The following is a 14,173-nucleotide window of genomic DNA, read 5'->3' on the forward strand; positions in this document are numbered from 1 at the left end:
AACGAATCAGTCAAACACGATTTCGTCGTCGACCACCTTGCCGGTGATGCTGGTGCCAGGCTCAAAGCCGCCTGACAGAATCAACTGTGCCAGCGGGTTTTCGATCCAGCGCTGGATGGCGCGCTTCAGCGGACGTGCGCCATAGACAGGGTCGTAACCGACGGCAATCAGCTTGTCGAGCGCCTCCGGGCTCAGGACCATCGTCAGTTCGCGCTCGGCCAGACGCTTGCGCAGACGACCCAGCTGGATGTCGGTGATACCGGCAATCTGATCCCGCGCCAGAGGCTCAAAGATCACCACTTCGTCGATCCGGTTGACGAACTCCGGACGGAAGTGGGTGCTGACGGCATCCATCACCGCCGCACGTTGCGCCTCACGGTCACCGACCAGTTCCTGAATCTGCGCCGACCCCAGGTTGGAGGTCATGACAATCACGGTATTGCGAAAATCCACTGTCCGCCCGTGGCTGTCGGTCAGGCGCCCGTCTTCCAGCACCTGCAGCAGAATGTTGAAGACGTCAGGGTGCGCTTTTTCGACCTCATCCAGCAGGATCACCGAATACGGCTTGCGACGTACGGCTTCGGTCAGGTAACCGCCTTCCTCGTAGCCGACATAGCCTGGCGGTGCGCCGATCAGGCGAGCCACGGAATGTTTCTCCATGAACTCGGACATGTCGATCCGTACCATCGCCTCTTCGGTGTCGAACAGGAACTCGGCCAGCGCCTTGCACAGCTCGGTCTTGCCCACACCGGTCGGGCCGAGGAACATGAACGAGCCGCTTGGGCGATTCGGGTCAGACAACCCGGCACGCGAACGACGTACGGCGTTCGCGACCGCGACCACGGCTTCATCCTGGCCAATGACCCGGTTGTGCAGCAGGGTTTCCATCCGCAACAACTTGTCACGCTCGCCTTCCAGCATCTTGGACACAGGGATGCCGGTCCACTTGGAAACGACTTCGGCGATTTCCTCCTCGGTCACCTTGCTGCGCAGCAACTGGTTCTCGGGTTTGCCGTGCTGGTCGACCATTTGCAGGCTGCGTTCCAGGTCCGGAATGATGCCGTACTGCAACTCGGCCATGCGGTTCAGATCACCGCGACGACGCGCAGCTTCCAGTTCCTGGCGAGACTGTTCGATTTTCTGCTGGATCTGCGCCGAACCCGTGACTTCGGCTTTTTCCGACGTCCAGATTTCTTCCAGATCGGCGTATTCCTTTTCAAGCCGCTCGATTTCGTCCTGAAGCTTTTCCAGACGCTTGATGGCGGCGTCGTCTTTTTCTTTCTTGAGCGCCTGAGCCTCGACTTTCAGCTGAATCAGGCGGCGCTCCAGACGGTCCAGCACTTCCGGCTTGGAGTCGATTTCCATGCGAATACGGCTGGCCGCTTCGTCGATCAGGTCGATGGCCTTGTCCGGCAACTGGCGGTCAGTGATGTAACGATGACTCAACTTCGCTGCGGCGATGATCGCGCCATCGGTGATCGCAACCTTGTGGTGTACTTCATAACGCTCTTTCAAGCCACGCAGGATCGCGATAGTGTCTTCTTCGCTGGGCTCGTCCACCAGTACTTTCTGGAAGCGCCGCTCGAGCGCTGCGTCCTTCTCTATATATTGGCGGTACTCGTTGAGCGTGGTGGCACCAACGCAATGCAGCTCGCCACGAGCCAGCGCAGGCTTGAGCATGTTGCCAGCGTCCATCGAGCCTTCGCCCTTACCGGCGCCGACCATCGTGTGCAGCTCATCGATGAACAGGATAATCTGGCCTTCCTGCTTGGACAGCTCGTTGAGCAGCGACTTCAGGCGCTCTTCGAACTCGCCACGGTACTTGGCACCGGCAATCAGCGCGCCCATGTCCAGCGACAGCAAACGCTTGCCACGCAGGCCATCCGGCACTTCGCCATTGATGATGCGTTGCGCCAGCCCTTCGGCGATGGCGGTTTTACCCACACCAGGCTCGCCGATCAGCACCGGGTTGTTCTTGGTGCGGCGCTGCAGGACCTGAATGGTGCGACGAATTTCGTCATCACGGCCGATGACCGGATCAAGCTTGCCCTCTTCGGCGCGCTTGGTCAGGTCGACGGTGTACTTGTCCAGCGCCTGACGCGACTCTTCGACGTTCGGGTCGTTGACCGCACCCTCGCCCCGCAGGTTGTTGATGGCGTTTTCCAGCGCCTTCTTGCTGACGCCCTGCCCCAGCAACAATTTGCCGAGCTTGCTGTTCTCATCCATAGCAGCCAGCAGCACCAGCTCGCTGGAAATGAACTGATCGCCTTTTTGCTGCGCCAGACGGTCGGCCTGATTGAGCAGGCGCGCCAGATCCTGCGACATGTTGACGTCGCCGGTCGGGTTCTGGATTTTTGGCAGCCGATCCAGCTCTGCACTCAGTTCCTTGCGCAGGCTGTTGACGTCGAAACCGACTTGCAGCAACAAAGGCTTGATAGAGCCGCCCTGCTGCTCGAGCAGCGCCTGCATCAAATGTGCAGGCTCGATGGCGGGATGGTCGAGGCCGACGGCCAGCGACTGGGAATCCGATAACGCTAACTGTAATTTACTGGTCAATCTGTCGATACGCATTAGTCACCTTCCTTTTAATGCAGGCCGGAGCAATGAACACACCTATGAAGAAAACCTGCTTGATAGCCAGTTAGATGCGGACGATTCTGCGTGTTTCAAGCGGGCGCGGGTTGATACAGATCAGACGAGTGTTCAGGCAAGCCTAGCTGGCTCGCGCAAAACAGCTCGCAATCAGGCGTGATCGATCCAGATCAGCGAAGCGAAGCGGCCCGTGCGGGCGGCGCGGCGATAGGAAAAGAAGCGAGGGTCCGTAAAGGTGTCCAGCCCACCGCCATAAACAGCAGAGATGCCGTGGGCAGCCAACCGCAGCCGGGCGAGCCTGTAAATGTCGGCCATGAAACGATCCGGATTCGAACTGGCGGCAAACGCCTCCGCGGTCTGCGGGTGAATCCTGGTAAAGGCCTCACGGACCTCCGGGCCGACTTCGAACGAGGGCTGACCGATAGCCGGACCGAGCCAGACCATGATGTCTTCCGGGGGGCTTTGCAGGCTGTCGGCTGTCGCTTCCAGCACACCCGCCGCCAGACCGCGCCAGCCGGCATGCGCTGCCGCGACGCGAGTACCGTCGCGGCGGCAGAACAAAGCGGGCAGGCAGTCAGCGGTCATGATGGTGCAGGCCACACCGGGAGTGCTCGTCCAGCTGGCATCGGCGTCGACAACACGGGACGGGTCGGCAGGGACGACCTGGACGCCATGCACCTGACGCAACCAGGCGGGCTGGACATTCAGATGAGTGGTCAGGCGCAGGCGATTGCTTGCCACGGCCAAAGGGCTGTCATCCACGTGATCGCCCAGATTGAAACTGTCGAACGGGGCCAGACTGACCCCGCCCGAGCGGGTGGTGATGCACGACTTGATCTGTGCTGGCGCGGGCCAGTCAGGTATCAGCCAGTCATTCACCCGATGAACGCCTCGCGATCCTGTTTGAGCAGCGACAGCAGCCAGACGAAATCATCCGGCAACGGCGATTCCCAGCTCATGCGCTTGCCGGTGATCGGATGGTCCAGCTCAAGGAAACGCGCATGCAGCGCCTGACGCGGGAAGGTCTTGAGTGAGTCGACCATGGTCAGGCTTGCCGCTGGCGGAATGCGGAAACGACCGCCATAGGCCGGGTCTCCGACCAACGGGTAATTGATGTGCGCCATGTGTACGCGAATCTGGTGGGTGCGGCCGGTTTCCAGCTTGACCCGCACGTGGGTGTGCGACCGGAAGCGCTCCAGCACGCGGTAATGACTGACCGCCTGCTTGCCGCCTTCCATGACCGCCATGCGCTGACGCTGCTGACCGTGACGGCCGATAGGCGCGTCGATCTTGCCGCCTGCGGTCACCACGCCGATCACGATGCATTCGTAGATACGGCTGACACTGCGGCTCTGCAATTGAGTGACCAGCTGTGTCTGCGCCTGAATGGTCTTGGCGACCACCATCAGACCGGTGGTGTCCTTGTCCAGACGATGCACGATGCCGGCACGCGGGACATTGATGATGTCCGGCACGTGGTGCAGCAAGGCATTGAGCAGCGTGCCATCGGCATGGCCGGCAGCCGGATGCACCACCAGGCCCGCCGGCTTGTTGATGACGAGGATCTGATCGTCCTCGTAGATAATGTCGAGCTCGATGTCCTGAGCAACCCATTCACCCTGGGCCTCCTGCTCGGCGATCAGCTCGAGAACAGCGCCACCATGCACGATGTCACGAGGGCGCAGAACGCCTCCGTCCACAGTCAGGCGGCCGTCCTTGATCCAGGCGGAAAGGCGCGAGCGAGAGTGCTCAGCGAATAATTGTGCGGCGACTTGATCGAGGCGTTGACCGCCCAATTCGGACGGCACCTCTGCGCGAAGTTCTATATTTTCGGACATGACCAGACTAGGTGGCGGCTAGCCTTTGGTTTCGGCAGCGCGCTTGTGGTTAAATACGGCGTCTTTTGTCCCGCCGGTATCGCGGGGCGCTCATCATAACAGGACGGCCCCGCCCAAGACAGCAGGCCGTTATAGGGACGCAAGCCGCCATGCAAGTGAAACACCTGCTGCTGATCGCCATCCTCGCATTGACTGCGGCCTGTTCGTCGAAGGAAGTCATCGACGAAAACCTCAGCGAAGTCGAGCTGTACCAGCAGGCGCAGGCCGACCTGGGAAACAATAGCTATAACAGTGCCACGGAGAAGCTCAAGGCGCTGGAATCACGCTATCCATTCGGTCGCTACGCTGACCAGGCCCAGCTCGAGTTGATTTACTCGAACTACAAGAACGGTGAACCCGAAGCAGCCAAATCCGCTGCCGAGCGTTTCATCCGCCTGCATCCGCAGCACCCGAACGTCGACTACGCGTATTACATGAAGGGCCTGACCTCCTTCGACCAGGACGTGGGCCTGCTGGCGCGCTTCCTGCCGCTGGACCAGACCAAGCGCGACCCGGGTGCAGCCCGCGACTCGTTCAACGAGTTTGCCCAGCTCACCAGCCGCTACCCGAACAGCCGCTACGCGCCTGATGCCAAGCAGCGCATGATCTACCTGCGCAACCTGCTGGCGTCCTACGAAATCCACGTAGCCGACTACTACCTGACTCGTCAGGCCTATGTTGCCGCCGCCAACCGCGGTCGCTATGTAGTAGAAAACTTCCAGGAAACGCCGTCCGTAGGCGATGGCCTGGCCGTGATGGTCGAGTCGTATCAGCGTCTGCACCTGGACGACCTGGCGGCCACCAGCCTTGAAGTCCTGAAGACCAACTACCCGAACCACCCGCAACTGGCTGACGGCAAGTTCACCCCGCGTCAAGCCGAAGCCGACAACCGCTCGTGGCTGTCGAAAGCGACCCTGGGCCTGATTGACGGTAGCGCGCCGCTGCCACCGGGCCAGACCCGTGCCGATCAGGACATGAAGAAGCAGTACCAGGACGCCAAGGACGCCATTCCGAAAGAGCTGCTGCCGGAGAATCAGGCCGAGCTGGACGAACAGGCGGAAAAAGACGCCGAAGCGAAAGGCACCAAGAGCCGTTCGTGGTTCAGCTACATGACCCTGGGTCTGTTCGACTGATCCTTGCTGCACATGACAAAGAGGCCCTCGCGGCCTCTTTTTTTATGCATCATATTTATCAGTCACAGCCACTGTGCGCCTTCCTGCAGCTTGGCTACACTGCGCCATCGTCAATCACTAAGACTGGTAGTCATGGTCCGCCTATTAATGTGGGTCGCGTTGATCGCGGCGTTGATCTGGTTCGTCAAACGCCTGATCAATCCTCCCAAACCCAAATCCCGCAAACAGCCGCCTGAAGTCGACGCTGCTCCGATGGTCCGCTGCGCCCACTGTGGCGTCCACTCGCCTCGTGACCGCGCTTTAAGCCAGGGAAAGGACTGGTATTGCAGCGAGGCACACCGACTGGAAGGCCCAGCGGCACGTGACCGCTGAAACGCCTTACCTTGCCAGCCCGCAGGCGCAACGGATTCTGCGGCTGTATCACCTTTATCGACTGACCATCGGCGTCGTGCTGGTCCTGTTGATTTCCAGCAGCCTGGAGACCGAACTGCTGCAACTGGCCAACCCGAACCTGTTCCGGGCGGGTTGCTGGCTGTATCTGGTGTTCAACATTCTGGTCGTGGTGCTGCTGGAGCGCCCTACTCGTCAGGCTCAACTGTTCAGCCTGGCAATGACTGACGCCATCATGCTCTCCGGCCTGTTCTATGCGGCGGGCGGCCCTTCCAGCGGCATCGGCAATCTGTTGATTGCCTCGGTAGCGATCAGCAACGTACTGCTGCGTGGCCGTATCGGCCTGTTGATCGCCGCCGTGTCGGCCATCGGCATCATTTACCTGACGTTTTACATCAGCTTCGGCACACCCTCGGTCTCCAATGACTACGTGCAGGCGGGCTCTTTGGGCGCTCTGTGTTTTGCTGCGGCGCTGCTGGTGCAGGCGCTGACCGCACGCATGCAGGTCAGCGAAGTGCTGGCCGAACAGCGTGCTGCGGATGTCGACAGCCTTGAAGAACTCAACGCCCTCATCCTGCAACGCATGCGCACCGGCATTCTGGTGCTGGACGCTCGCCGTCAGGTGCTGCTGGCCAATCAGGGCGCGTTAACCCTGCTTGGCCACGAGCGACTGGTCGGCCAAGTCATCGATGCCTACTCGCCGCAACTCGTGGACCGCCTGCGCCAGTGGCTGATCAATCCGATTCTGCTGCCACGCAGCATCAGCACTTCGGCAATCGGTCCTGAGCTGCAGCCAAGTTTTGCCGCACTCAATCGAGGTGATCAACGCCAGACGCTGATTTTCCTCGAAGATTTGTCGCAAATCGCCCATCAGGCGCAACAGCTCAAACTGGCAGCACTGGGCCGCCTGACCGCAGGGATTGCCCATGAAATACGCAACCCGTTGGGTGCGGTCAGCCATGCGGCGCAGCTGCTCAACGAATCGGACACCCTCAGCGCGCCGGATCGCCGGCTGGGGCAGATTATTCACGACCAGTCGCAACGCATTGACCGGGTGATTGAAAACGTTCTTCAGCTCTCTCGGCGACGCGAAGCGCAACCAGACTTGCTGGACCTGAAAGTCTGGCTGGAAGTGTTTGTCAGCGACTTTCGACGCGCCACTGCGTCCGATCAGTCGATTCATGTGGACATCAGCCCCGGTGTGTTGACCACGCGTATTGACTCGGAACAACTGACGCAAGTGGTGACCAATCTGGTGCAGAACGGCTTGCGCTACAGCCGCCGGCTGCATTCGTCAGCGCAAGTCTGGCTGAACCTGCACCATGACCTGAAAAGTGACCAGCCCATACTGGAAGTGCTGGATGACGGGCCAGGCGTCAGCGAGCAGCACTTGAGCAGGATGTTCGAACCGTTTTTCACCACAGAAAGCAAAGGCACTGGCCTGGGTCTATACCTTTCCCGTGAGTTGTGCGAAAGCAATCAGGCGCATCTGGAATATGCGCCTCGTCAAAGCGGCGGCAGTTGCTTGCGCATCACCTTCGCCCACCCGTTCAAAACGAGCTGAGCATGAGCCAACGGCAAAAAATCCTGATCGTCGACGATGAGCCGGATATTCGCGAACTCCTGGAAATCACTCTGGGCCGCATGAAACTCGACACCCGCAGTGCCCGCAATGTGGCCGAAGCCCACGAATGGCTGGCCCGCGAGGCATTCGACATGTGCCTGACCGACATGCGGCTGCCCGATGGCAATGGCCTTGAACTGGTGCAGCACATCCAGCACGGCTACCCTCAGGTGCCCGTGGCAATGATCACCGCTCACGGCAATCTGGACACGGCCATCCACGCCCTCAAGGCCGGGGCCTTCGATTTCGTGACCAAACCGGTGGACCTCAATCGCCTCCGCGAGCTGGTCAACAGCGCGCTGAGCCTGCCCTCCACCACTCAACCGGTGCGCAGCATCGACAGCCGCCTGCTGGGCGACTCACCGCCGATGCGCACTTTGCGCACCCAGATAGGCAAGCTCGCACGCAGTCAGGCACCGATCTACATCAGTGGCGAATCGGGCAGCGGCAAAGAGCTGGTGGCGCGACTGATCCACGAGCAAGGGCCGCGTGTCGACAAGCCGTTCGTGCCAGTCAATTGCGGGGCCATCCCTTCCGAGTTGATGGAAAGCGAATTCTTCGGCCACCGCAAAGGCAGCTTCAGCGGTGCCCACGAAGACAAGCCGGGACTGTTTCAGGCTGCCCACAACGGGACGCTGTTTCTCGACGAAGTCGCCGACCTCCCGCTGGCCATGCAGGTAAAACTGCTGCGGGCCATTCAGGAAAAATCCATCCGCAGTGTCGGCGGTCAGCAGGAGCAGGTGGTCGACGTACGTATTCTGTGCGCGACCCACAAAGACCTCAGTGCCGAAGTGGCCGCCGGCCGTTTCCGCCAGGACCTGTATTACCGGTTGAACGTGATAGAGCTGCGCGTGCCCTCGTTGCGTGAGCGACGCGAAGACATCGATCAACTGGCCGCCAGCGTGTTGCAGCGCCTGGCGGGCAAAGACGCTCAACCCGTCGCGCGCTTGCACGCCCAAGCGCTGGAAACCCTGAAAAACTATCGCTTCCCCGGCAACGTGCGCGAGTTGGAAAACATGCTGGAGCGCGCCTACACGCTCTGCGAAAACGATGAAATCCACGCCAGCGACCTGCGCCTGGCCGAATGCACCAGCCCCCAGGAACAACACGGCCCAAGCCTGGCTGACATCGATAATCTGGAAGACTACCTGGAAAGCATCGAACGCAAACTGATCCTGCAAGCGCTGGAAGAAACCCGCTGGAACCGCACCGCAGCGGCAGACCGGCTCAGTTTGTCATTCAGGTCGTTGCGTTACCGGTTGAAAAAGCTGGGGCTGGATTGAGTCAGGTGATTATCGTGCCGACGCTCTGGACGCTCTGCGTCCGATCTTGAATGGGCGGCGCGGCGCAGAATTGTGACGCGGAGCGTCACCCACGGCATTCCCACGCTGGAGCGTGAGGAACGATAAGTGTCTGGACTGGAGCGTACGGAACGATAGGGGTCTGGATTAAAGCGTACGGAACGATAGGAATCTGGACTAAAGCGTGCAGAGCGATAGCTCTGTCATTATCGTGCCGACGCTCCGCGTCGGTATGCCGTTCTGGACGCTCCGCGTCCGATCTTCATGAGGCGCTGCGATTGTCAAAGCCTCAGCAGTCGTGACCATCCTCAAAAAAAGTCACTCATTGTCCACTTACATCAATGCCAGTAAGCTCCACCCATGAACAAACCCATCAGTCATCCCGCAGCAGCCCGTGGTCCGGTGGACCATGAAATACGTGATCAGATCGTAGTGGCGGCCACCGAGCATTTCAGCCAGTACGGTTATGGCAAGACCACCGTGTCCGATCTCGCCAGGGCTATCGGGTTCTCCAAAGCGTATATCTACAAATTCTTCGAATCCAAACAGGCCATTGGCGAGATGATCTGCGCCCACTGCCTGGGGGAGATCGAGGCCGAAGTCAGAACCGCAGTCGATCAGGCAGACAGCCCTCCGGAAAAACTGCGCCGCCTGTTCAAATCAGTCGTTGAGGCCAGCCTTCGCCTGTTTTCACAGGACCGCAAGCTGTATGAGATTGCCGCGTCGGCAGCGACCGAACGCTGGCAGGCGACGTTGATCTACGAGGAGCACCTCAAGACCATTCTTCAGGACATTCTGCAAGAGGGTCGACAAAGCGGCGACTTCGAGCGCAAGACGCCGCTTGATGAAACGGTCATGGCGATCTACCTGGTGATGCGCCCCTATATCAATCCGCTGCTCTTGCAACACGGCTTCGATTACACCGACGAGGGACCGGGTCAGTTATCCAGCCTGGTGCTGCGTAGCCTGTCACCCTGAAAAATAATGATTGTGACCATTGACTAATTTAGTCACTAGAATCAAAGTGCAGACATCGACCACTGCACGTTGAGACTCCCATGCTCCGGCATCGCCTTGCTTTGTTCATTCTTGCCGGTGTACTGCCGGTTGCCCTGACCGCCTGCAGCGAAAAAACGCAAACGGACCCACGCACCCAAGCGCCACTGGTGCGCGTTGCGATCCTTCAGGAGGCCAGCGTAGCGCCCCGCGCCTTTACCGGAACCGTGGCGGCTCGGGTGCAAAGCGACCTGGGTTTTCGGGTGTCCGGCAAAGTACTGGAGCGGTTTGTCGACACCGGGCAGGCCGTCAAGCGCGGTCAACCGCTGATGCGCATCGACCCTGCCGACCTGAAGCTTGCTGCCCACGCCCAACGCGAAGCAGTGACGGCAGCCAGAGCGCAGGCCAAACAGGCCGCGGACGAAGAAACGCGTTATAGAAGCCTGCGCAGCAGCGGCGCGATTTCAGCGTCCAGCTACGACCAGATCAAGGCGACGGCGGACTCGGCCAAGGCTCGGCTCAGTGCAGCCGAAGCACAGGCTGACGTTGCCATCAATGCAACTCGCTACGCAGACCTTGTGGCGGATGCCGACGGTATCGTCATGGAAACCCTCGTTGAACCCGGTCAGGTCGTCAGCGCAGGGCAGGCAGTGATACGCGTAGCGCATGCCGGACCGCGTGAAGCGGTCGTTCAACTTCCGGAAAACCTTCGGCCCCGGATCGGTTCTACCGCCCAGGCCACGCTGTTCGGCCATCAAAACCAGAGCGCCACGACGCAGCTGCGGCAGCTGTCGGACGTCGCGGATCGTCAGACCCGGACCTTCGAAGCGCGCTGGGTACTGGAGGGCGAGATGGCGAATGCGCCGCTGGGCACCACCATTACGGTGAAGATCCCCAGCGCCGAGGCCTCAGGACAGAGCATGCTGCAGGTGCCCATCGGCGCGTTGTACGACGCTGGCAAGGGACCGGGCATCTGGGTGATTCAAGGGGAACCGGCACAGGTCAACTGGACGCCGGTGGAGGTTCAGCACCTTGATGACGAGCATGCCCGCATCCGTACGCAGCTCAGGCCAGGCACACCCATCGTCGCACTCGGCGCGCACCTGCTGCACGAAGCCCAGTACGTTAGGGTTGTGCCTCAAACAGCCGTGGCAGAGAGTGCGCGCCCATGAGCACTCATCGGTTCAACCTGTCAGCGCTGGCCGTCCGTGAGCGTTCGATCACCCTGTTTCTGATCTGCCTGATTACGCTGGCAGGGACCCTTGCCTTTTTCAAACTGGGCCGGGCCGAAGACCCGGCGTTTACGGTCAAGGTGATGACCGTGGTGTCCGTGTGGCCGGGCGCGACCGCCCAGGAGATGCAGGACCAAGTGGCGGAGAAGATCGAAAAGCGCCTTCAAGAACTGCGCTGGTACGACCGAACCGAGACCTACACCCGACCAGGCATGGCATTCACAACCCTGACCCTGCTCGACAGCACGCCGCCGTCGCAAGTGCCGGATGAGTTTTATCAGGCCCGCAAGAAAATCGGTGACGAGGCCATGACGCTTCCGTCCGGGGTTATCGGGCCGATGGTCAACGACGAGTATTCGGACGTCACCTTCGCGCTGTTCGCGCTCAAGGCCAAAGGCGAGCCGCAACGCTTGCTGGCACGTGACGCCGAATCGCTGCGCCAGCGTTTGCTGCACGTGTCAGGGGTGAAGAAGGTCAATATTGTGGGCGAGCAGCCCGAGCGCATCTACGTCGAGTTTTCTCACGAACGACTGGCAACCCTGGGGATCAGCCCCCAAGAGGTGTTTGCCGCGCTGAACAATCAGAACGCGCTGACCCCGGCAGGCTCGGTTGAAACCCGAGGGCAGCAGGTGTTCATCAGGCTGGACGGCGCGTTCGATGAGCTGCAAAAAATCCGTGATACACCGGTTGTGGCACAGGGCCGTACGTTGAAGCTGTCGGACATTGCCACGGTAAAGCGCGGTTACGAAGATCCGGCGACATTCATGATTCGCAACGGCGGCGAACCGGCGCTATTGCTGGGGATCGTCATGCGCGATGGCTGGAACGGCCTCGACCTCGGCAAAGCGCTGGATCAGGAAGTGGGCGCGATCAACACCGAGCTGCCACTGGGCATGAGCCTGAGCAAGGTCACGGACCAGGCCGTCAACATCAGTTCGGCAGTCGATGAGTTCATGATCAAATTCTTCGTCGCCCTGTTGGTGGTCATGCTGGTCTGCTTTATCAGCATGGGCTGGCGTGTCGGCGTGGTGGTCGCTGCCGCTGTACCGCTGACCCTGGCAGTGGTCTTCGTGATCATGGCCATGAGTGGCAAGAACTTCGACCGCATCACACTGGGCTCGCTGATTCTGGCACTCGGGCTGCTGGTAGACGACGCGATCATCGCCATTGAAATGATGGTGGTGAAAATGGAAGAAGGCTACGACCGCATCGCCGCGTCTGCCTACGCCTGGAGCCACACCGCCGCGCCCATGTTATCCGGCACCCTGGTCACCGCCGTCGGCTTCATGCCCAATGGCTTCGCCCGCTCCACCGCAGGTGAATACACCAGCAACATGTTCTGGATCGTCGGTATCGCGTTGATTGCCTCGTGGGTGGTCGCTGTGTTTTTCACCCCGTACCTCGGCGTCAAACTGCTGCCCGATGTGAAGCAGATCGAAGGCGGGCATCAAGCGCTGTACAACACCCCGCGCTACAACCGTTTCCGCCGGATGCTGGCGCGGGTCATCGCAGGCAAATGGCTGGTCGCAGGCTCGGTCATCGGGTTGTTTGTACTGGCCGTGCTCGGCATGGGGCTGGTCAAAAAGCAGTTCTTCCCGGTGTCCGACCGCCCTGAAGTGCTGATTGAAGTGCAAATGCCCTACGGCACCTCGATTGCTCAAACCAGTGCTGCGGCTGCAAAAGTGGAAAGCTGGCTGGCCGGGCAGACAGAAGCCGAAATCGTCACCGCCTACATTGGCCAGGGCGCACCGCGTTTCTATATGGCGATGGGGCCGGAATTGCCCGACCCGTCATTTGCCAAGATCGTGGTGCGCACCGACAGCCAGGCACAGCGCGATGCGCTAAAACACCGGTTGCGTCAGGCTATTTCCGATGGGCTGGCTGCCGAGGCACAGGTTCGCGTCACGCAACTGGTCTTCGGCCCGTATTCGCCCTACCCCGTCGCCTACAGCATTGCCGGCCCGGACCCGGACGTGCTGCGCGGCCTTGCGGCGCAGGTACGACAGGTTATGAACGCCAGCCCGATGATGCGCACCGTCAATACAGACTGGGGCACGCGTACGCCGGCGCTGCATTTCACCTTGCAACAGGACCGGATGCAGGCCATCGGGCTGAGTTCCAGCCAGGTCGCACAGCAACTGCAGTTCCTCCTGACCGGCCTGCCGATTACGGCGGTGCGCGAAGACATTCGCACCGTGCAGGTGGTGGCCCGTTCGGCGGGTGACACGCGACTTGATCCGGCGAAAATAATGGATTTCACCCTCACCGGCGTCGATGGGCAGCGTGTTCCGCTGTCGCAGATCGGTACAGTTGAAGTGCGGATGGAAGAACCGGTGATGCGACGGCGCGACCGCACGCCCACCCTCACCGTGCGCGGCGATATCGCCGACGGCCTGCAACCGCCGGATGTGTCGACAGCCATCACCCGAGCGTTACAGCCAGTTATCGACAAGCTGCCCAGTGGCTACCGGATCGATCAGGCGGGCTCAATAGAAGAGTCAGGCAAAGCAATGGCGGCGATGTTGCCGCTGTTCCCGATCATGCTGGCGGTCACGCTGATCATCCTGATTCTCCAGGTGCGGTCGATATCGGCCATGGTCATGGTGTTCCTGACCAGCCCGCTGGGGCTGATCGGCGTGGTGCCTACGCTGATCCTCTTTCAGCAGCCATTCGGCATCAACGCGCTGGTCGGGCTGATCGCACTGTCCGGCATTCTGATGCGCAATACGCTGATTCTGATCGGCCAGATCCACCATAACGAGCAGGCAGGGCTCGACCCGTTTCAAGCCGTGGTCGAAGCCACCGTGCAACGTGCGCGCCCTGTGATACTGACGGCGCTGGCGGCCATTCTGGCGTTTATCCCGCTCACCCATTCGGTGTTCTGGGGCACCCTCGCCTACACGCTGATCGGCGGCACATTTGCGGGGACGGTGCTGACCCTGGTGTTTCTGCCGGCCATGTATTCGATCTGGTTCAGGATCAGGCCGGATGGCAGCGAGCGTCGGCGAGAGGCACAGGCCACCTGAAT

At 60.5% G+C, this 14,173-nt stretch carries 10 protein-coding genes; 7 read left to right on the forward strand and 3 right to left on the reverse strand.

Annotated elements, in window-relative coordinates; genetic code table 11:
• Positions 1 to 6 precede the first annotated feature (6 nt).
• The 3 genes from clpB to rluD form a co-directional block, all read right to left on the reverse strand.
• Positions 7 to 2,571: an ATP-dependent chaperone ClpB gene (gene clpB, locus BW686_RS21900; RefSeq protein WP_084919551.1), complete on the reverse strand. Its 2,565-nt coding sequence runs from the start codon at positions 2,569 to 2,571 to the stop codon at positions 7 to 9.
• 171 nt (positions 2,572 to 2,742) lie between these two features.
• On the reverse strand, positions 2,743 to 3,471 hold the full coding sequence (gene pgeF, locus BW686_RS21905) for a peptidoglycan editing factor PgeF (RefSeq protein ID WP_084919552.1): 729 nt from the start codon (positions 3,469 to 3,471) through the stop codon (positions 2,743 to 2,745).
• Positions 3,468 to 4,430: a 23S rRNA pseudouridine(1911/1915/1917) synthase RluD gene (rluD, locus tag BW686_RS21910; protein WP_005895286.1), complete on the reverse strand. Its 963-nt coding sequence runs from the start codon at positions 4,428 to 4,430 to the stop codon at positions 3,468 to 3,470. Before rluD ends, pgeF begins: the two co-directional genes overlap by 4 nt.
• A 149-nt stretch (positions 4,431 to 4,579) precedes the next feature.
• Here rluD and BW686_RS21915 point away from each other — a divergent pair, with 149 nt between their 5' ends.
• The 7 genes from BW686_RS21915 to BW686_RS21950 all read left to right on the forward strand — a co-directional run bounded on the left by BW686_RS21915 (position 4,580) and on the right by BW686_RS21950 (position 14,171).
• Positions 4,580 to 5,602 carry an outer membrane protein assembly factor BamD gene (locus tag BW686_RS21915; protein WP_084919553.1) on the forward strand — a complete coding sequence of 341 codons (1,023 nt, stop codon included), beginning with the start codon at positions 4,580 to 4,582 and terminating at the stop codon, positions 5,600 to 5,602.
• Between the two features lie 132 nt (positions 5,603 to 5,734).
• Positions 5,735 to 5,974 (forward strand): PP0621 family protein, encoded by a 240-nt coding sequence (locus BW686_RS21920; protein WP_084919554.1) that lies wholly within the window; start codon positions 5,735 to 5,737, stop codon positions 5,972 to 5,974.
• Positions 5,964 to 7,556 carry a two-component system sensor histidine kinase NtrB gene (locus BW686_RS21925; RefSeq protein ID WP_084919555.1) on the forward strand — a complete coding sequence of 531 codons (1,593 nt, stop codon included), beginning with the start codon at positions 5,964 to 5,966 and terminating at the stop codon, positions 7,554 to 7,556. The genes BW686_RS21920 and BW686_RS21925 overlap by 11 nt, the downstream gene beginning before the upstream one ends.
• 2 nt (positions 7,557 to 7,558) lie before the next feature.
• Entirely contained in the window at positions 7,559 to 8,899 is a 1,341-nt protein-coding gene (locus BW686_RS21930; protein WP_084919556.1) for a sigma-54-dependent transcriptional regulator, read from the forward strand.
• 378 nt (positions 8,900 to 9,277) lie between these two features.
• On the forward strand, positions 9,278 to 9,895 hold the full coding sequence (locus BW686_RS21940) for a TetR/AcrR family transcriptional regulator (protein WP_084919557.1): 618 nt from the start codon (positions 9,278 to 9,280) through the stop codon (positions 9,893 to 9,895).
• A gap of 80 nt (positions 9,896 to 9,975) precedes the next feature.
• Positions 9,976 to 11,085, forward strand: a complete 1,110-nt coding sequence (locus BW686_RS21945) for an efflux RND transporter periplasmic adaptor subunit (protein ID WP_084919558.1) — start codon at positions 9,976 to 9,978, stop codon at positions 11,083 to 11,085.
• Positions 11,082 to 14,171: an efflux RND transporter permease subunit gene (locus BW686_RS21950; RefSeq protein WP_084919559.1), complete on the forward strand. Its 3,090-nt coding sequence runs from the start codon at positions 11,082 to 11,084 to the stop codon at positions 14,169 to 14,171. The genes BW686_RS21945 and BW686_RS21950 overlap by 4 nt, the downstream gene beginning before the upstream one ends.
• Positions 14,172 to 14,173 lie beyond the last annotated feature (2 nt).

Origin of the sequence: Pseudomonas syringae (genome assembly GCF_002157375.1) — a bacterium.
Lineage (GTDB): Bacteria > Pseudomonadota > Gammaproteobacteria > Pseudomonadales > Pseudomonadaceae > Aquipseudomonas > Aquipseudomonas syringae_T.